Here is a 19067-nt window from a genome sequence, read left to right as displayed (position 1 = left end):
TTATTTGAAGGTTTTCAGCAGGGGTTTGTAGTGATCCTGAGCGTCAGCCAGGGACTGCGGCATGGCTGCGTAAGGCAGTTGAATGCTGGTGGTGAACGGCGCGGTCGCGTATTCCACACGCATTCCGAACTTCGGGGCGTTGAAGACGTCACGGCGAACCAGATTCCAACCGGGTTTGAGGGAAACGTTCAGTGCAACGCTGTCGAAATCGGCCTTGCATGTCGCCTTCCCTTTCACGCTGGCAGCTTTTTCCGTGTAGATAAGGAAGAAGCCCGTGTTGAATGCTCGCTCCCCGCTGGGCAGAGGATTGCTGGCGACCGTACTGCTCAGATATTCGTACCCTTTCCCGATTTTCGCCCACCCTTCCAGTGATCCTTTGAAGATGAGCAGTTTCGGCGTGCTGATCTGATAGGTGCCCCCGGCGACCTTGCATTCCTGGGTCAAGCTTCCGAGCGTGGAGGTATCGTCGGGGTACCCCATCGTCAGGTACGCGCCGCCCTCGCCTTTTTTCGGGGTAGGCAGGCTGAAGGTGGCCTTGCCCTGAGCGTTGATCTGCACGGCGAACGGGCGTTCTAGGCCGTCCACATCCATGGCGACCTGGGCGGGCTTCCCGGTCCAGTTCTGCATGGAGACGTTGACAACCGGGGTCGTGGCAGCCGCAGCACCGGAAACAGTGGCGGCCAGTGGCAGGAAGAAGAAGGTCAGTCGGCGCATGTGAACTCCAGTCGGGGAAGGCGTAAGAGTAAAAGGATGTAGACGGCTACGGAGAACGGGAGCGGCGTTACGCCGTGGCGAGTTCCTTGACCCAGTCGTAGCCTTCGGTGTCCATCTTCTTGGCGAGTTCGGGGCCGCCGGTCTGCACGACCTTGCCGTCGAGGATGATGTGGACCTTGTCGGGGACGATGTAGTCCAGCAGGCGCTGGTAGTGGGTGATGATCAGGCCGCCGAGATTCTCGCCACGCATGGAGTTCACGCCCTTGGACACGATCTTCAGGGCGTCGACGTCGAGGCCGCTGTCGGTTTCGTCCATGATGATGTAGTTGGGTTCCAGCATCAGCATCTGGAGGATCTCGTTGCGTTTCTTCTCGCCGCCGGAGAAGCCGGCGTTCAGGTAGCGTTCGACGATGCTCTCGTCCCATTCCAGGGTCTTGAGGGCGCTCTGGAGCTTGCCGTAGAACTCGGTGAAAGATACTTCTTCGCCTTCGGCCTTGCGGGCCTGCATGGCGAGGCGCAGGAAGTTGGCGATGGTAACGCCGGGAATCTCGACGGGGTACTGGAAGGCCAGGAAGACGCCGAGGCGGGCGCGTTCGTCGGGTTCCATCTCGAGGATGTTCTGGCCGTCCACGAGGACTTCGCCCTGCGTGACGGTGTATTCGGGGTCGCCGACGATGACCTTGGCGAGGGTGCTCTTGCCGTTGCCGTTCGGTCCCATGATGGCGTGCAGTTCGCCGCGGGGGACGATCAGGTTGATGCCCTTGAGGATTTCGGTGTCGCCGACGGTGGCGTGCAGGTTGCGGATTTCGAGCTGGTGGGTCATGCGGGCTCCTTCGGGAATCAGGGGGTTTTGTTAGGAATGATTCCTACTTACGGGTCCATTTTACCCGCATCGCCCCTCAAAGTCGAGTGATTCACTGCGGATTCTGCGGGGGCGCGGTGCGCGAGAGGCGGGGCGCGGCGCCGGGGAAAGTGGCCCGTGGTGTGTCATGAGGGGGCAGGGGATGAACCCCCGCCCGGCCGGTACCCGACCAGTGCCTGATCGGTGAAAGTAGAACACCCTCACGGCCGCCCGCGAACCGCGCCCCCGCCTCCCATCCTCATGAGTGCCGCGCACGCCCCTTTCACGCTTGCCACGCGCGTGCGTGCTACCCGTGGGGGACATGAACGTCATTGACCTCTTCCGCGCCGCCGGACCCCTGTTGTGGGTCCTGCTGGCCCTGTCCGTGTACGTCGTGTACCTGAGTGCCGCGCGCGCCCAGGCTCTGTCCCGCATGGGCGCCGACGCCCGCACCCTGATCGAACGCGCCCGCGCCGTCACCGCCGAGAGCGGCCCGGCCGCCGCGCTGGCCGAGGTGGACCGCGCCGCGCACCCCAGCCCGGCCGCGCAGGTCCTGCGGGCCGGACTGGCCCGCGCCGACCGTGGCGCAGACGCCGCGCAGGCCGCCATGCAGTCCGCGCTGCTGGCCGAGGACGCCCGCCTGTACGCCGGACTGGGAGCGCTGGGCACCGCCGCGCAGGTCGGGCCGCTGCTGGGCCTGCTGGGCACCGTGATCGGCATGGTGCGGTCGTTCCTGGTGTTCAGTCAGACGACCAACCCCACGCCCGCGCAACTGGGCACCGGGATCAGCGAGGCGCTGGTCAATACGGCGGCCGGGCTGGTCGTGGCGATCATCGCGTACGTGTGCCGCAACGCCCTGCGCCTGAAAGCCGACCGGCTGGCCCTGCAGGCCGAGCAGGTGCGCGAGGATCTGCCCGGCTGGCTGACCCGCCCCGCGCCCGCCGCCCGCCCCGCCGTCGCCGCCGCGCCCCTGCCGGAAGTCGCGCTGAACTTCGGCGCGGCGCGGTGAGGCCCGGCCCGATGAGGTCCGTCACTGCGAGGGCCGCGTGAGCGCCGCCCGCCGCCGCTTCCGCGAGGACGGAGACGACGTGACCTTCGACTTCGCGCCCATGGTGGACATCGTGCTGCTGCTGCTGATCTTCTTCTTCCTGACCAGCAACCTGGGCGCCCGGCAGAACGCCCTGCCGCTGGACCTGCCGCGCGCCAGCAGCACCGTGCAGGAAACCCCGGACCTGCCCATCGTGAGCGTCACCCGCGCCGGGAAGGTGTTCCTGAACGGCCAGGAAACCACCCTGACCCGCCTGCGCGGCCGGCTGGAACCCTTGGCGAAGGCCTCGGGCGGGCTGGTGGGCCTGCGCGCCGACGAACGCGGGAACTACGGCACGGTCGTGCGCGTCATGGACGAGATCAAGAAGGCCGGCGGCTCCCGCCTGGCGCTCGGCACCCAGCCGGACGGCGCGGCGGGGGAGAGCGCGCCGTGACCACCGCGCCGCGCCCCGGCCCCAGCGGCGGCCCCGGTCTGCCCTCGCCTGAACGGCGCGAACGGGTCCGGGCGGGCGTGGTGGCCGTAGCCGTCCACGCGGCCCTGCTGACCGGCCTGCTGCTGCTGCGCCCGCAACCGCTGCCGCCCGCCGCCCCGCCCGACCTGACCGGCGCGCCCATGGAAGTCGTGACGCTGGCCCCGCTGACGCCGACCCCGGCCCCCGCCCGCACGTCCCCGGCAGCCACCCCGCTGCCCGAGGTGCAGGCTCCCGCAGCCCAGACGAGGGCAGACCCAACGCCAGCAGACCCGAAGCCAGCAACCCAGACGCCGGAGGCGACCCCCACCGAACCGACGCCGGCTGAACCCACGTCAGCCGCGCCGGATGCGCCGCTAGAGGCCGCCCCGGCCGCGTCGCCTGCCGGGTCGGCCCAACCCGTACCGGCCCAGGACGCACCGGCACCGGCCGCGGCTCCTGCCACCACTTCAGCCCCAGCCACTCCAGCACCAGCCGGGGCGGTCCCAGCTCCAGTCGAACCCGTGCCCGCTGCACCCACGCCCATCGAACCGGCTCCCGTCGCGCCGGCCCGCGTCACGCCTGCCGAGATCACGCCCGTTCCGGACGCGCCGGAACCCGCGAGAACCGCTCCGCTGACCCCCGACCCGGTGCCAGCCGCGTCCCCACGGGCGGAGGCGGCCGCTCCGGTCGAGGCGGTCCCGGCCCGTCCCCGGCCGCAGGACGCCCCGGCCCCCGCCGGGTCGCTGGCGACCCTGCCGCGCCGCGAGGACGCCGCGCCCGCCAGCCCGGCCCCCGCCGACGCAGCGCCGCGCGCCGCTGCGGGCCGCCCCACGGCCTCGCCGGACCCGCAGACCGTCACGGCCATCCCGGCCCGCCCGCAGTCCCGCCCCGCGCCGACCGGCACGCCCGCCGAGAGTGCAGCCCGCGCCGCCCTGCCGGAAGCCTCGCCAGCCGCGGCGCCTGCCCCGGTGCCGCCCAGCCGCGCGCAGGCCAGCGGTCCCACCGACGCGGGCAACGCGGCCGGCCGTGAGCCGCAGGCGTCCGCGCGGCCGGCAGTCACTCCGGCTCCCGCTGGCCCCGCCGCTGCGGCTGGAGCGACCCCGCGCCCGGCCACGCCAGCCGACGGGGCGGCTCCGGCAACCCCGGCCGCGCGGCCAGCGGTCACGCCCGCACCTTCTGCTGGGGCTGCCCCGGCAGAAGGTGCGGCGGCGCGCACCCCGACACCGAACCCGGCTCCGGCGGCCGGGGACGGCGCTCCGGCGGCCAGCGCGGCTCCACGCACGCCGGTCGGCGCAGCAGATGACGGACCGGCAGGTGGCGGATCGGCCCCCGCCCCGGCGCAGGGCAGCCGGGGGGCGTCCGGCACGGGCAGCGACAGCCCGCCCGGCGCGGACGGCCCGGCCCCCGCCGCAGCTTCCCGCAGCGGTCCCGGCGGAACCGGCGCGGCCGACGCGCCCGCCCCGGCAGCCGGAACGGTCGCGCGTGGCGGCGGCGCGGCCAGCGAAACGCGGCCCCTGAACTGCACGGTCGCGGTGGATGTGCGCGGCCTGGGAAACTTCCAGCGGGACATGACCAGCGTCGTGTACGCCGAGGGCGGCACGCAGCTGTGGCCGGACGCCGCGCTCATCAAGGGCGTCAGCAGCAGCCTCGTGCAGGAAGGTAACCTGCACACCTACGTGACCAGCGAGGCCGAACTGTCGGCCTTCAAGAACGTCACCCGTGTGAAGGCCAGCCGCATTCAACCCAACCGCTTCGCGCCCAACTCGAAGGTGTTCACGGACGTGACGCTCCCGGCCAGCGCCGCCGCGCAGTTCCGGTCGGCCGGGCAGGCCTGCCGCGTCGTGTACCTCAAATCCTGACCGTTCCCACCGACCCGGTCAGAGGCGCGTCACGTTCACCTGCCCTCATGCCCGGTACGCATCCCCTGTTCCACACCCTCCCGGAGGTCCTCATGATCCGCACCCCCATCCGCCTGACCCTGACCCTGAGCCTCGCCGCGCTGCTGGCCGCGCCCGCCCACGCCTGGGTTCCCAAACTGGAAGACACCACCGCCCGGAACGTCATCGACGGCGCGTACGGCCGCCGCGACCCGGTGCCCACGTACCTGATCACCAGCCTGAAGGTCAGGGACGGCCAGTTCGAGGCCGGGGAGGGCGCCGTCACCGCCTTCGACGGCGGCCCTGCCTGCGTCGCCGACTGGCTGGCCGCCCCGCAGGACTACGCGAAGGGCAGTCGCCCCGTCGCGCTGACCGTCAGCGGACAGGCCGATCAGCTGTTCTTCCAGGCGCAGGACGCCCGCGACAACTTCAGGAACCTCAGCGTAAAAGACGCCCTGGGCGAGGAGTTCGCGGCCAAGCGCCTCCCGGACGGCCAGCTGCGCATCGACATCACTGTGCAGGGCCTCCCCAGCGAGAAGGCCCGCGCCGCGTACCTCGTGCGCCTGAAAGGTGCGGACGGCAAACTCGTCGCCCCCGTGAAAAGCACCTACGTGAACGACTTCAAGCAGGAGGGCGCCACCTGGAGCGGTACTCTGGTGTACTACTTCGAGCCCCTGAAGGCTGGGCTGGGTGCCAGCGACACCGTGAGCCTCCTGCTGCGCACCGAGGCGGACACGAACTGCGCGTACTCCATTCCCGTGAACCTCGGCAAGTTCAGCTGAAGAGGGCTGTAGGAAGCGGGGAGTGGGTCGGTGGCCTGGGCGGCTGACCCCTCCCCACTCTCTATTCCCTGCTAGTCCCCACGGTCCACAGCCAGCAGCCCGCGCACGGTGTCGATGGCGTCCGGGTTTTCCAGGCTGCTCAGGTCGCCGCCCGCCTGCCCGGTGATCAGCAGGTCACGCAGGACGCGGCGCATGATCTTGCCGCTGCGGGTGCGGGGCACGGTGGGCGTGACGATCACGCGGGCGGGCCGCGCGATGGCGCCCACGCCCCTCACGACCGCCTCGGCCAGTTCGCGGCGCAGCTCCGGGCTGCCCTGCGCGTCGCCGCGCGGCACCACGAACGCCACGGGTACGGCGCCCTTCACGTCGTCGGGCATGGCGACCACGGCCGCCTCGGACACCGCCGGGTGCGTGATCAGCGCCGCCTCCATCTCCATGGTGCCGATGCGGTGCCCGGCGACGTTCATCACGTCGTCCAGGCGGCCCGTCACCCACAGTTGCCCGTCGTGGTCCAGCAGCGCGGCGTCACTGGCGGCGTAAGCGCCCGGATGGTCGCTCAGGTACGTGGCGCGGTAGCGGTCGTGGTCGCCCCACACGGTCCGCGCCAGGCACGGGAACGGCTCGGTCAGGGTCAGGGCGCCCAGTTCGCCCGGCGCGGCCTCATCGCCGTCGTCCCGCGCGATGCGGGCGCGGTAGCCGGGCAGCGGATGGCCGCACGCGCCGGGGCGGGTGGGGGTCAGGCCCGCCATGCTGCCCGCCCAGGCGGTGCCGGTCTCGGTCTGCCCGTACGTGTTGTTGATGAACACGTTCCCGCCGCCCAGCGTGTCGTGCGCCCAGTGCCACGTTTCCGGGTCCAGCGGCTCCCCGACCAGTCCGATCAGTTGCAGTCGGCTCAGGTCGTGCCCGCGCAGGGCGTCGTCCCCGGCGCGGCGCAGCATCCGCAGGGCGGTGGGGGCCGTGAAGACCTTCGTGACGCCGTGGGCGGCGATCAGTTCGTACGGCCGGGCGGGGGTGGGCGTGTCGATGCTGCCCTCGTACACGACGTGCGTGGCCCCGTGTGCCAGTCCGCCCACCAGCGCGAAGATCGGGAAGGTCAGCCAGCCCACGTCGGCGGTACACCAGTACGTGTCCTGCTCGCGCAGGTTCAGGGTCCACTTCACGTTCGCGTACGCGCCGGTCAGGAAGCCCAGCCCGGCGTGCACGAGGCCCTTGGGTTTGCTGGTCGTGCCGCTCGTGTAGATGATGAACCCCGGCTCGTTCGCCTCCAGCATGACCGGGTCGGCGCGGCGGGTGGTGGCGTCCAGCAGCGCCTGGAAGTCCAGTTCGCCGGCTCGCAGCGGGTGACCCGCGTTCACGCGGCGGGCCACGATCACCTGTGCGGGCGGCAGGCCGGTCAGCGCCTCGTCCAGCGTGGCCTTCAGCGGCACGACCCGCCCGCGCCGCAGCGTGGCGTCCGTGCAGACCACCACCTTCGGGCGGGCGTCCTCCAGCCGGTCGCGCACGGCGGCGGCACTGAATCCCGCGAAGATCACCGAGTAGATCGCCCCGATGCGGTAGCAGGCGTGAATGGCGATGAACGCCTCGGGCACGTTCCCCAGGTAGACGGCCACGCGGTCCCCGCGCTCCACGCCCAGGTCCTGCAGGGCGGCGGCGAAACGGGCCGCCCCGTCCGTCAGCTGGCCGTACGTCCAGGTTTCCTGCAGGCCGTCCTCACGCTCGTAGCGCAGGGCGACGCGCTGCGGCGGGTGGCGGTCCAGGCAGTTCACGCTGACGTTCCCGGTCGCGCCCGGAAAGTACCGGAAGTCCCCCAGCGTGCCCTCCAGGGCCGTGGTGGGCGGCTTGTCCCAGGTCAGTTCCTGCGCGATATGCAGCCAGTAGGGTTGCGGGTCCAGGTGGCGCAGGCGCTCGGCCTCGGCGGGCGGGACGGGCGGACAGGCGCTCAGGGCGGCGGTGGGCGACACGAGCGGAACAGACAGCAGGGCAGCGTCCATGAAACAACCTCCAGCGGGAGAGAGGAAAGGATGTCGGGTTGTGTGGACCTTCAGGGTAACGCCGCCGCATGAGCGCCGCCTCCCTGTTCCCCGCACAGGAACGCCAGGGTGGTGTGGACCACCACGCCGCGTCGTTCCCGACCGTCCGGTATCCCGGTTGCCCCACACGTCGGCTGCTCTACACTGCGGGGCGTGCCCGCCTTTCCCCTTCTGGCCGTGGATATCGGCAACACCAGCACCGTCATCGGACTCGCAGACGAACGCCTGGACCTGACGCACACCTGGCGGATCCGCACGAACCGCGAGCATCTGCCGGACGACCTCGCCATGCGCCTGCACAGCCTGCTGGCCCTGACCGGCGCGCCCATGCCGCGCGCCGCCGTCCTGAGCAGCGTCGCGCCGCCGCTGGGGCAGAATTACGTGCTGGCGCTGCGCCGTCACTTTGCCGTGGAGGCCTTCGAGGTCAGCGCCACGAACCTGCCGGACGTCCACGTGGAACTCGACGTGCCGGACGCCGTGGGCGCCGACCGCCTGTGCAACCTGTTCGGCGCCGAGAAGTACCTGAACACCCACGAGTACGCCGTGGTCGTGGACTTCGGGACGAGTACGAACTTCGACGTGATCGGCCGGGGCCGCCGCTTCCTGGGCGGCGTGCTCGCCACGGGCGCGCAGGTCAGCGCCGACGCGCTGTTCAGCCGCGCCGCGAAACTGCCGCGCATCACGTTGCAGGCGCCGGGCACGGCCATCGGGAAGAACACCACCCACGCCCTGCAGTCGGGTCTGGTGTTCGGGTACGCCGAGATGGTGGACGGCCTGCTGCGCCGCATCCGCGCCGAGTTGCCGGGCCCGGCAGTCGCCATCGCCACCGGGGGGTTCTCGCGCACCATCGAGGGCATCTGCCGCGAGATCGACCACTACGACGAGACCCTGACCCTGCGCGGCCTCGTGGAACTCTGGGCCAGCCGCTGAGCAGGAGCCGCTGAGCAGGACGAGGGAAGGCCGCCGGGAACGTGCTTCCTCCCGGCGGCCTCCACCCCGTGCGGCGGGTCATATGGATTCCGTTTGTTTCGCCAACAATCCGGAACTTCACCGGATTGCCGGCTCCACGTCCGGAATCCGCTTTTCTCCTACTCGCTCCGCTCGGATTGAATGTTCTTTGCAGCCCATTCAATCGGAGTCCATATCAGGCCCAGGGGTTCAGGACGACCTTCACGCAGCCGTCGTGCTTGTCGCGGAAGGTCTTGTACAGGTCCGGGGCCTCGTCAAGGGTGGCGCGGTGGGTGATCACGAAACTCGGGTCGATCTCGCCCGCCTCGATGCGGGACAGCAGCGGCGCGATGTGCCGGTGCGTGTGCGTCTGGCCCATGCGGAAGGTCAGGCCCTTGGCGAACGCCGCGCCCATCGGGACCTTGTCGATCAGGCCGCCGTACACGCCGGGCAGACTGACCGTGCCGCCCTTCGCGCAGCTCAGCAGCGCCCAGCGCAGCGCCGTGATCCGGTCGAAACTCAGCCGCAGCCGCTGCTTGGCGGTATCCACCACCGCGCCGGGACCGTGCCCGTGCGCCTCCATGCCCACCGCATCGATCACGTGGTCCGGGCCGCGCCCGCCTGTCGCCTCGCGCAGCGCCACCAGCACGTCGTCCTGCTCGTAATTGATGGTCTGGCACCCGGCCGCCTCGGCCATCGCCAGCCGCTCGGGCACCCGGTCGATCACGATCACGTGCGCGGCGCCCAGCATCTGCGCGCTGCGGGCCGCGAACTGCCCGACCGGCCCCGCCCCGAACACCGCCACCACGTCGCGGCCCGGCACGATGCCGCACTGCTCGGCCGCCTGATACCCGGTGGGAAAGATGTCGGTCAGGAACAGCACCTGCTCGTCACGCAGGTCCGACTCGATGCGGTGCGGCCCGACATCCGCGAACGGCACCCGCACGTACTGCGCCTGACCGCCCGCGTACCCGCCGTACATGTGCGAGTACCCGAACAGCCCGCCCCCGCTGACCCCGCCGTACAGCGCCTCGGCCATGCGGTGGTTGGGGTTCGAGTTGTCGCAGGCGCTGAACAGCCCCCGGCGGCAGGGGTCGCAGGCCCCGCAGGCGATGTTGAACGGCACCACCACGCGGTCCCCGACCTTCAGTTTCTTCACGTCCCGCCCGACCTCGACGACTTCACCCATGAACTCGTGACCCAGGATGTCGCCGCGCTCCATGCTGGGAATCACGCCGTCGAGCAGGTGCAGGTCCGACCCACAGATCGCCGTCGAGGTCACGCGCACGATGGCGTCGGTGGGCAGCAGCAGCGTAGGGTCCGGCACTGTCTCCACGCCCACGCGGTTCGTGCCCTGCCAGACGATGGCCTTCATGCCTGACCGCCCGTCGCGGCGCGGCCGCTGCTCTGACCCTGCGTGGTCGGCGCGAACCCCAGTTCCTGCTCACGCTTGAAGCGCATCAGGTCGTCCCGCAACTGCTGGGCGGGTTCCTCGCCGGCCAGCCGCGCCACGACGGCCCCGGCTGTGCCTGCTGGCGGTCGGTACGCGAGCCGCACGACGACCTCGGTCCCCCGGTCACCCGGCGCGGGGCGGAACAGCACCTCGCCGTGATTCTCGACCGCCGCGCCCGGCAGTGACTGCCACGCCAGCCGCTGGCCCGGCTCGTCCGCCGTGAGTTCCGCCTCCCAGCTGACGGTGCCGGCAGGAGCCTTCACGGTCCAGCGAGAACGGCGCCCGTCCAGCACCTCGACGGCCTGAAGGTGGGTCATCAGGTCCGGCAGCCGCGCCAGATCCCGCCAGCGGGCGTACAGCTCGGCGGCGGGTTTCCCGACCGTCACGGCGTCACTCACGAGCACCTCGCCCTGCGCGTTCTGCCGGATCTTCAGCGCCGTCGCCAGCGGGTTGCGGCCCGAGGCGGCCAGCGCGGTCAGGCCCGCCCCGACGCCGCCCAGCACGATCTTCTGCAGTGGACGGGCGCTGCGCAGCCCCGCGCCGATCAGGGCGACGCCCACGCTGCCCACCACCGAGCGTTCCAGGGGCGGCATGTGTGCGCCGGTACTGCCCTCCCCGGCCGGGTCGGGCGCGTCACCGCCCCCCTGGTCGGAAGTCCGGACGGAAACGGCCTGCCCGTCGGTCTTCTGGTTGTCTGGCTTCATATCGTCTGGGCTCATGGGATGACCTCCGGCAGAAAGAAAGGAGAGAAGGATGAAAGAGGAGCAGTGGAGAGGAGCGCGGCGCGCGTGGCGCGGTAAAGCCGGTGCGGCCAGTCAAGCCTGTTCGCCAGGGTTTCTTTGCATCTGGGCGCACTGTGTGACCCCCGCGTGAAGGCTCAGTCTTCCCGGTCACCCGGCCCGCGCCCGTGCACCCGGCGCTGATTGAAGGTTCCCTCGGCGGCCCGCTTCATGGGATTTCCCTGAGTGAACGTCCCCTCGGCGTCCCGGCCCGTCACCGCCCGGTTCGACGCTGCTGGCCCCGGCAGCAGCCGCGCCGCGAAGCCCATCAGGGACGCCGTCAGTTCCGGGGCGGCCCCCTGCACGGCGCGCAGCACCGCCGCAGGACCGCCGATCATGGTTTCCGCGCGGCCGGCCTCCAGGGCGTTCAGGATCCGCCGCGCCGCCTCGGAGGCGTCCAGCGACACCACCGGCAGCGTGGCCAGCGTGGCGATCAGCGCGTACTCGCGCCGCACCTGCCCCTTCACCGGCGCGTTCAGGGGACTGCCGGTGCGCATCAGGCCCGGCAGGACCGTGCTGACCACGATTCCCTCGCGGGCCAGTTCCGCCCGCAGCGCCTGCCCCAGCCCCGCCGACGCGAACTTGCTGACCGAGTACGGCCCCAGGTGCGGAATCGCCACCCGCCCCCCCACCGACGACACGATCAGCACCCGGCCGCCCCCGCGCAGGTAGGGCCGGGCCGCGCGGACCATCCGCAGCGGCCCCAGCGTGTTCACCTCCAGCGCGTCGCGGTAATCCTGCTCGGTGGTGTTCGCCTCCGGCCCGATCTGGATGATGCCGGCGTTGTTCAGCAGCACGTCCAGCCGGCCGTGGGCGCGCAGGGCTTCCTGCACGGCCCGCTCGGCGTCCCCGTCGCGGCGCACGTCGCCCGTCACGGTCTGCACGCGAGGCCCGGCGTTCAGGCGGTCCTGCGCCCGGCGCAGATCGTCGGCAGTGCGGGCCATCAGCGTGACGTTCGCGCCGCGCGACAGGCACTCCTGCGCCAGCGCCAGCCCCAGCCCGCGCGAGCCGCCGGTGATCAGCACGCTCCGGCCCGTCAGGTCGTACCGGCCGGCCGGGGAATGAAGGGCGCGTCGGGCCGCCAGGGCAGCGGCGGCCGTCAGGAGCAGACGTGTCGGGACTCGCATGGCTGCCATTGTGTGCCCCGCCCGTCCCGGCGCGGCGCTGCGTGAACAGCCTGCCAACGCGGCCTCTCATACGGCCGGCGGGTACCCGGACCTCCCCACTGCCGCGCGGGCGGGGTGGCGCGGTCGTCCGACCGACCCGGCCGTGCCGGACTGCACCCGGCTGCACGAATCCCCCCGGCTGCCCGAATCCCGCTGCGCGAACTTCAACCGCACGCGCGTATGCCGGGCTGGCCGGATCGGATGACCCGGTACCCGCACGCAGCGCGGAAATAAACGGTTTTCTCAGACGGGCGCCCGGCCGCCCGGGCACGACCCTGACCGTGCCACACGCCCTTCCCGGCCCTCGACCGGCCCCGGCCCGCATGAGGGTGGGCGGCGCAAGTCGCAAGGGTCACCGCGATCCTCTCAAGGTCGTGCCACACGGCGCCCGCATCATCGGTGCCAGGAGGAACCACCATGACCAAGACCAAGATGATGACCGCCCTGACCGCCCTCGCCCTGACCGCCGGTGTCGCCTCGGCGCAGACCAGCAGCACCGGCAGCGTCGGCGTGAACCTCGGCGCCGGACTGGGTGCGGGCCTCGCAGGACAGGCGCAGGGCAGTGACGGCGCGGGCAGCGCCAGCCTGCTCGGCGCGGTCGACAGCGCCCTGAACGTCGGCGTGAACGCCAGCGGCAGCACCACCACCACCGACCGTGAAGGCCTGGAATCGGGCAGCGAGGGCAGCCTGAACGTGGGCCTATCCGGCGCCCTGAGCGGGCTGCTGGGCGTCAGCGGCAGCAACAGCCAGGGCAGCGCCGGCCTGCTCGGCGGCCTCACCAGCGCCCTGAACCTCGGCGTGAACGCCAGCGGCAGCACCGAACGCCCCTGAGGAACAGACGGCAGCGGGTGTTAATACCCAAGCGCACAGATAGATAGAGACAGCGCATAGAGCAGGGCACAGGGATGAACGACAGGGAAGCGGGGCCTCCGGACGGCAGTGACGGAAGGCCCCGCTTCCCTGTCCTGTGGTCTGCGCGTGTCGCCCGGTGGCGCGGCCACACCACGCCGGAGCGCGGCGGGCCGTACCCTGGACGGATGACCCACCCGGCCTCCACCGCTCCCGCCGACCGACCGGCCCCGACCCGCATCGTGAGCCTGCTGCCCAGCGCCACCGACCTGCTGTTCGATCTGGGTCTGGGCGGGCGGGTGGTGGGTGTCAGTCACTCCTGCGACCACCCGCAGGCGCGGTCACTGCCGGTCCTGACCCGGTCCATCGTGGACAGCGCCGCCCCGCAGGCCGAGATCGACCGGGCCGTCAGCGACGCCGTCCGCGAGGGCCGCGCGCTGTATCAGGTGGACGGCCCGCTGCTGGACGCCCTGAACCCGGACCTGGTGGTCACGCAGGGCGTGTGCGAGGTCTGCGCCGTCACGCCCGGCACCATCGAGGCGGCCGTGCGGTACCTGCCGGGCTGCCTGCCCGCCGCGAACGTCCTGAGCCTGGAGGGCCGCTGCCTGAGCGGCATCCTGGACGACCTGCGGGCGCTGGGCGACGCGGCTGGCGTGCCGGAGCGCGCCGGGGCGCTGGCCGCGCAGGCGCAGGCCCGCTGGGACGCCGTGCAGCCCGTCCCGCACCCGCCGCGCGTCCTGACGCTGGAGTGGACGGACCCGCCCTTCTACGGCGGTCACTGGGTGCCCGAGCAGGTCGAGCGGGCGGGCGGCGTGAACGTGCTGGGCGCCGCCGGCACCGATTCGGGCCGCGCGGGCTGGGCACAGATCGAGGCCCTGCGGCCCGACGTGACGGTCGTCCTGTGCTGCGGGTACGGGCTGGGCGACAACGTCGCGTTCGCCCGCGCCCTGGACCCGCAGCGGCCGCTGGGACAGGTGTGGGCGGTGGACGCGAACGCCCTGTTCAGCCGCCCGGCGCTGGGCGTGGTGCGCGGCGCCGAGGTCCTGGCGGCCCTGCTACGCGGTGAAGCCACCCCCGGCCAGAGCGAACGCATCCGGGGCTGAACTCCGAAGGGTGCTACAAGGCAGTGGGGGAGAACGGCACACCCATGGCGCCCGTCCTCCCCCAATTTCACTTCAGCTTCTGGTCGGGCGGTGATCAGCCCAGCAGCAGCAGCGCCTTGTGGAACAGCCAGCCCAGCGCGATGCACACGGGAATCGTGAACACCCACGCCTGCATGATGCGCCCCGCGACCTGCCACTTCACCTTGCGGAAGCCCTTGGTGGTGCCCACGCCCATGATGCTGGTGCTGATGGTGTGCGTGGTGCTGACCGGGATGCCCAGCGCGGTCGCGCCCGTGATGATGGCGGCGGCGCTGGCCTCGGCCACGAAGCCGTCCACGGGTTTGAGGTCCACGACCTTGAAGCCCATGGTCTTGATGATCCGCCAGCCGCCCACGCTGGTGCCCAGGCCCATCGCGGCGGCGGCCGACAGGATGATCCACAGCGGCACCTGCTCGACCTGCGTGCCCAGGTAGGCGCTCAGGGCGAAGGTCATGATGCCCATGGCCTTCTGCGCGTCGTTCCCGCCGTGACTGAAGGCCATGAAGGCCGCCGAGCCGATCTGCAACCAGCGGAACGTGCCGGTCACGGTGCGGGGCCGCATGTGCCGCAGCACCAGCCAGGACAGCAGCGCCATCAGCACGATCGGGACCAGGAAGCCCAGCAGCGGACTGGTGAACAGCCCGGTCACGGTCTTCTGCACGCCCTTGGGAATGATGATGCCCCAGCCGCCGGCGGCGACCCCGGCCCCCACCAGCGAGAAGATCAGCGCGTGACTGGAACTGCTGGGCAGACCCTTCCACCACGTGAACAGGTTCCAGAAGATGGCGCTCAGCAGGGCCGCGCCGGTCAGTTGCAGGGTCGCGTACTCCTGCGGGACGATGGACGTGGCGATGGTCTTCGCGACGGCCGTACCTGCCAGCGCGCCCACCACGTTCAGGATGGCGGCCATGGCGATGGCCTGCGCGGGCGTCAGGACCTTCGTGGCGACCGACGTGGCGATCGCGTTGGCCGTGTCGTGAAAGCCGTTGATGAAATCGAAGGCCAGCGCCAGGAAGATAATCAGAAGAAAGCCGATCAGCAGGAGATCCATAACAGTCCGGTCCCGGCGCTCAGGCGTTCTTCAGCAGGATGCTTTCGACCGTCTTGGCGACCCGCTGCGCCTGATCGCTGGCGTCCTCGATCAGGGCCACGATCTCGCCGCCACGCATGGCGCGGATCATGCCCGGCACGTCGTTCACGCCGTCGTACAGGTGACGCTGCACCTCGTCGCTGATGGTGTCGCCCTGATCCTCCAGCGCGCGGATCTCGCGGGCGATGCGGGCCAGTTCGCCCAGTTGGCCCTTGTTCTCGATCAGCGGCATGCCCTGGGCCAGCAGCGCGCACTGCTGCTCGACCACGCGGGCCAGCTGCGCCATCTGCGGCAGGGGCTTTTCCACGCCGTACAGGCTGAGCTTGCGCGCGGCATCCTCCAGGTCGTCCACGAGGTCATCGAGTTCGTTGTTCAGACTGATGATGTCCTCACGGTCGAACGGCACGATGAAGGACTCGGCGAGCAGGTTGGTGATCTCGCCCGTCAGGCGATCGCCCTCGTGTTCCAGGTCGCGGACGCGCTGCACCTTGGCTTCCACGTCGGTGTAGTTCTCGAGCAGATCGACCAGCGCGCTGGCGGTGACATGGGCGTTACGGGCGGCTTCAGCGAACTTCAGGCTGAATTTGGGGTTGGTGGGCATGAATTTAGACAGAACCATGACAATCCTCCTGATTGTCCGCCCAAATGTCATGGGAATGTCAGCCCGAACGGAGCAGAGAAGGCGGGAGGCCACTCACTGCGCCTCCCGCCGCTCGCTTCAGTGTACGGGCCGCGACGGCCCCGGCGTCCTTACGGCACCCGGACGGGCGCGGTAAAGGTCGCTCTGCACGAGTCCGCGCAGTTGGTGCTGTTCGCGCCGGCCGGGGTGCTGCCCGCGTCCGGGATGATGTCCCCGGCGCCGTACCCGTCCCCGCCGAAGATGCCGCCCACCACGTTCAGGCCGGCGGCCGGCGCGCCGCCGAGGCCCAGGGCGGACCAGGGGATAGCCATCTCGACGGTCTGTTCGGGCAGGGTGCCGGTGCTCACGGCGGTGTACGCGCTGCTGCTCACGACGCTGGTGGCCGCCGCGCTGCCCACCAGCCGCAGTTCCGGGGCCTGATTCTCGTAGCGGGCGATGAAGGCGTCCACGCCGCCCATGGCTCCGCTGAAGGTGGCGGCGCGTTTCCAGGCGTCGAAGCTGTCGGCCTGCGCGGCGCCGCCGGGGGCGGTGTCCAGGTATACGATGGCCGAGTTGCCTGCCACGCGGTAGCGGTAGCCCAGGTACAGGTACTGCGCGTCACTGTCCACCCGCAGGTCCTGGAAGTTGTTATCCGCGCCGAAGGTGCCGGCGGCGGGGCTCTGCACGGCGGCTTTCGGGGCGGTCCAGTCGGTCAGTTTGCCGTCGATGCGGTACTTCCCGACGACCGTGCCGCTCAGGGCACCCAGGGTGAAGTTCACGCCGGTCTGCGGGGCCGCCGCGTCCTGCGTGGCCGCCTCGAAGCCGTCCGCGCTGGCCCGCAGCGTGTGCGTTCCGGCCGGGGCGGGCAGGACGTACCGGCCGTCCGGGAAGGTCAGGGCGTAGTTCAGGGCCGGGTCCGCGCCGGTCTGCCCCCCGGCGGGCTGGCTGCTGGCCTCGACCAGCGCGCCGCCCAGCGGCCCGGTTCCCCCATTGACGGTTCCCTCGATGAAGGTGGTCGGGGCGGGCTTCTCGGTGAAGTCGTACGTGCCGCTGGACGCCGCGCCGCCGCGCACCAGCAGGTTGCGGTCGCCCTGGCCGGGGCCCTCGTAACCGCTGTTCTTCGCGCCGGGTGCGTCGTTCCCGTACTTGAACTTCACCTCGCGGAACAGTGGGAGGTTCAGGGTGGTCTTCCACTGCCCGCGCGTGTCCTGCGTCATGGGGTACTCGATCTGGTTGCCGGTATCGAAGCGGCGCAGCTCGATGGGGCCGTTGCCCTGGCTGCGGGCGTCCACGCTGAACGTGACGGGCACGGTGTTCTTCTCGCTCGGCGTGCCGGTCACGCTCACGCCCCGGCTCTCGGCGCCGGCGCTGTCCACCGTGACCACCCGGAAGGTCGTGGCGGTCTCGTTCGTCAGGCCGCGCGCCAGCAGCGACGCCTGCGCGGCCGGAATGGGCGCGAAGTTCAGCAGGCGTTCGCTGCCGCCCGCCGCTTTCACGTACACGCGGTACCCGCTGACGGCCGGGTTTGTGGCGGGCGTCCAGCTCAGCTCGGCGGCCCCGTCGCCCGCCGTGACCTTCAGGCCGCTCAGTTCCGGCAGGGCCGGGTTCACGGTGCCGCTGCTGCCCGCGCCGGCCGGGGCGGTGACGGCCAGCACACTGCGGGCGGGCACGCGGCCCACCAGCTTGCCGCCGCTGACGCTCAGTGTGTTGGCGCGGCCCGTCACCTCGGTCAGGGCGCCGCCCGCGAAGGTGCCCAGCAGCGGAATCCCGCCGCCACTCAGGCTGCCCAGGTCCAGTTCCGTGTCGCCGCTGTTCACCACGAACACCACCGGTTGCCCCGCCGCGCCCGTCACGCCGCTCACCACGCGGCGGTACGTCAGGACGGGCGCGCCGCCGTTCGGGCGCCAGAGTTCCTGCTGCGCGCCGCGTGTCAGGGCCCGGTACTTGCTGCGGGCGGCGGCCAGGGCGCCCAGGCGCTCGTCCAGCGTGCTGCTGCCCAGTCGCGTGAAGTCCATGGGTTCGCGGTTCCCCTGCCCCAGCGTGTTGCCGTACGGGTCGCCCAGCCCGGCCTGCGCGATCTCGGTGCCCTGCCACACGCTGGGCGTGCCGCGCGAGAGGTACAGGGTGGACAGCGCCATGTCCAGTCGCTCGGCGGCCTGCGCGGCGGTGCCGCCCCGCTCCGTGACCTCGCTGACGAAGCGGCGCACGTCGTGGTTGTCCACGAAGGTCGTCAGGCGCGTCGGGTCGCGGTACGCGCCGTCCTGCGCGAACACGTCCGCCACGCGGTCCAGGTTGCCGCCGGCGCTGCTCAGGTGGTCCTTGAGCGCGAAGTACAGCGCGAAGTCGAACACGCTGGGTGACCCCAGTTTGTCCATGAAGCTCGCCAGGTACGCGGGGTTGCCGTCGAACACCTCACCGACCGACCAGATCTTCGCCGGGTCGCCCGCCCCGCCCGCCGCGAAGAACTGTTTCCAGTACGCGTCCGGGACGTGCTTCATGGTGTCGATCCGCAGGCCGTCGATGCCGGTCGTGTCGCGCCAGTACTTCACGAAGTCGTTCAGGTACGCCGTGACCGCCGGGAGGTCCTGCTTGAAGTCCGGCAGGCCCGCCAGATCGCAGTCGGTGGTCTTGTTGCCCGAGGCGTCGCAGTCCGCCTTGGTGTTGAACCACTCGGGGTTCGTTTTCGTGAGGGTCGCGCCGTACCCGGCGTGGTTCACCACGATGTCCTGAATGACCTTGAGGCCGTTGCGGTGCGCCGTGGCGATCAACGCCCGGTACTCGTCGAGCGTCCCGAGGTGCGGGTCGATCTTCCTGAAATCCTCGGCCCAGTACCCGTGGTACCCGGCGAACGCCTTGCCCCGGTTGGGGCCGTCCCCGACCGGAATGGCCGGCACCTGCAGCACGACGGGCGTGATCCACAGCGCCGTGAACCCCATGCGTTTAAAGTACCCTTCCTCGATTTTCGCTTTCAGGCCCGCAAAATCGCCGCCCTGCCACGCCAGGGGATTGGTGCGGTCCGCGCGGTCCCCGGCGTCCCGGTTGGGGCCGTTGTCGTTGCTGGGTTCACCGTTCGCGAAGCGGTCGGTCATGGCGAAGTAGATGACCTCGTCCTGCCACTCGCGGGCCTGGGTGCTGGGGGCTTTGAAGAGACTGCAGGCCGACAGGGACAGCGTGAGGGCTGCCAGGGCACCGGCGCGCCCGACCATATGGAAGCGTTTCATGTAGGCTTTCATTGAAAGCGGAAGCGCTTCCGGAAGTCAACCTTCACTGTTTGCTCA

Annotated in this window: 17 protein-coding genes; 8 read left to right on the top strand and 9 right to left on the bottom strand. The window is 70.9% G+C overall.

Features of this window, described 5'->3' with window-relative positions:
* Together BXU09_RS04155 and sufC are read right to left on the bottom strand one after the other, a co-directional pair.
* Positions 1–714 (bottom strand): hypothetical protein, encoded by a 714-nt coding sequence (locus tag BXU09_RS04155; RefSeq protein WP_078300759.1) that lies wholly within the window; start codon positions 712–714, stop codon positions 1–3.
* A 67-nt stretch (positions 715–781) separates the two neighbouring features.
* Positions 782–1537, bottom strand: a complete 756-nt coding sequence (sufC, locus tag BXU09_RS04150; RefSeq protein ID WP_078300758.1) for a Fe-S cluster assembly ATPase SufC — start codon at positions 1535–1537, stop codon at positions 782–784.
* A gap of 340 nt (positions 1538–1877) precedes the next feature.
* Between sufC and BXU09_RS04145 the strand changes: the two genes are divergently transcribed.
* From BXU09_RS04145 to BXU09_RS04130, 4 genes are all read left to right on the top strand, one after another.
* Positions 1878–2564 (top strand): MotA/TolQ/ExbB proton channel family protein, encoded by a 687-nt coding sequence (locus BXU09_RS04145; RefSeq protein ID WP_078300756.1) that lies wholly within the window; start codon positions 1878–1880, stop codon positions 2562–2564.
* 37 nt (positions 2565–2601) lie between these two features.
* Positions 2602–3036: a biopolymer transporter ExbD gene (locus tag BXU09_RS04140; protein ID WP_078300755.1), complete on the top strand. Its 435-nt coding sequence runs from the start codon at positions 2602–2604 to the stop codon at positions 3034–3036.
* The gene (locus BXU09_RS20105; protein WP_144011967.1) at positions 3033–4913 is read left to right on the top strand and encodes a hypothetical protein; all 1881 of its coding nucleotides are present in this window, start codon (positions 3033–3035) and stop codon (positions 4911–4913) included. Before BXU09_RS04140 ends, BXU09_RS20105 begins: the two co-directional genes overlap by 4 nt.
* A gap of 92 nt (positions 4914–5005) precedes the next feature.
* Entirely contained in the window at positions 5006–5713 is a 708-nt protein-coding gene (locus BXU09_RS04130; RefSeq protein WP_078304728.1) for a hypothetical protein, read from the top strand.
* Between the two features lie 71 nt (positions 5714–5784).
* Here BXU09_RS04130 and BXU09_RS04125 read toward each other — a convergent pair whose 3' ends face one another.
* Entirely contained in the window at positions 5785–7704 is a 1920-nt protein-coding gene (locus BXU09_RS04125; RefSeq protein ID WP_078300752.1) for an acetate--CoA ligase, read from the bottom strand.
* Positions 7705–7896: 192 nt separating this feature from the next.
* Here BXU09_RS04125 and BXU09_RS04120 point away from each other — a divergent pair, with 192 nt between their 5' ends.
* The gene (locus BXU09_RS04120) at positions 7897–8673 is read left to right on the top strand and encodes a type III pantothenate kinase (protein ID WP_078300750.1); all 777 of its coding nucleotides are present in this window, start codon (positions 7897–7899) and stop codon (positions 8671–8673) included.
* Positions 8674–8887: 214 nt separating this feature from the next.
* Here BXU09_RS04120 and BXU09_RS04115 read toward each other — a convergent pair whose 3' ends face one another.
* The 3 genes from BXU09_RS04115 to BXU09_RS04105 all read right to left on the bottom strand — a co-directional run bounded on the left by BXU09_RS04115 (position 8888) and on the right by BXU09_RS04105 (position 12050).
* Positions 8888–10066: a zinc-dependent alcohol dehydrogenase gene (locus BXU09_RS04115; protein WP_078300749.1), complete on the bottom strand. Its 1179-nt coding sequence runs from the start codon at positions 10064–10066 to the stop codon at positions 8888–8890.
* Positions 10063–10863, bottom strand: a complete 801-nt coding sequence (locus BXU09_RS04110) for an SRPBCC family protein (RefSeq protein ID WP_240501008.1) — start codon at positions 10861–10863, stop codon at positions 10063–10065. The genes BXU09_RS04115 and BXU09_RS04110 overlap by 4 nt, the downstream gene beginning before the upstream one ends.
* A gap of 158 nt (positions 10864–11021) precedes the next feature.
* The gene (locus tag BXU09_RS04105; RefSeq protein ID WP_078300747.1) at positions 11022–12050 is read right to left on the bottom strand and encodes an SDR family NAD(P)-dependent oxidoreductase; all 1029 of its coding nucleotides are present in this window, start codon (positions 12048–12050) and stop codon (positions 11022–11024) included.
* Between BXU09_RS04105 and BXU09_RS20100 the strand changes: the two genes are divergently transcribed.
* The 3 genes from BXU09_RS20100 to BXU09_RS04095 all read left to right on the top strand — a co-directional run bounded on the left by BXU09_RS20100 (position 12049) and on the right by BXU09_RS04095 (position 14041).
* A complete protein-coding gene (locus BXU09_RS20100) occupies positions 12049–12294 on the top strand; it encodes a hypothetical protein (protein WP_144011966.1) in 246 nt (81 codons plus the stop codon). The genes BXU09_RS04105 and BXU09_RS20100 overlap by 2 nt on opposite strands.
* A gap of 212 nt (positions 12295–12506) precedes the next feature.
* Entirely contained in the window at positions 12507–12920 is a 414-nt protein-coding gene (locus BXU09_RS04100) for a hypothetical protein (protein WP_078300745.1), read from the top strand.
* A gap of 206 nt (positions 12921–13126) precedes the next feature.
* Positions 13127–14041 (top strand): cobalamin-binding protein, encoded by a 915-nt coding sequence (locus BXU09_RS04095; RefSeq protein ID WP_078300744.1) that lies wholly within the window; start codon positions 13127–13129, stop codon positions 14039–14041.
* A 94-nt stretch (positions 14042–14135) separates the two neighbouring features.
* Here the strand turns inward: BXU09_RS04095 and BXU09_RS04090 are convergent, their stop codons facing one another.
* The 3 genes from BXU09_RS04090 to BXU09_RS04080 all read right to left on the bottom strand — a co-directional run bounded on the left by BXU09_RS04090 (position 14136) and on the right by BXU09_RS04080 (position 19010).
* On the bottom strand, positions 14136–15131 hold the full coding sequence (locus tag BXU09_RS04090; RefSeq protein WP_078300742.1) for an inorganic phosphate transporter: 996 nt from the start codon (positions 15129–15131) through the stop codon (positions 14136–14138).
* Between the two features lie 19 nt (positions 15132–15150).
* Positions 15151–15789: a DUF47 domain-containing protein gene (locus tag BXU09_RS04085; protein WP_078300741.1), complete on the bottom strand. Its 639-nt coding sequence runs from the start codon at positions 15787–15789 to the stop codon at positions 15151–15153.
* A gap of 131 nt (positions 15790–15920) precedes the next feature.
* Complete coding sequence (locus BXU09_RS04080; RefSeq protein ID WP_078304725.1) at positions 15921–19010, bottom strand: alpha-amylase family glycosyl hydrolase; 3090 nt, start codon at positions 19008–19010, stop codon at positions 15921–15923.
* Between the last annotated feature and the right edge of the window lie 57 nt (positions 19011–19067).

The sequence above is a fragment of the Deinococcus sp. LM3 genome, from assembly GCF_002017875.1.
Taxonomy (GTDB): Bacteria; Deinococcota; Deinococci; order Deinococcales; family Deinococcaceae; genus Deinococcus.
This window is presented reverse-complemented; position numbering and strand designations above follow the sequence as displayed.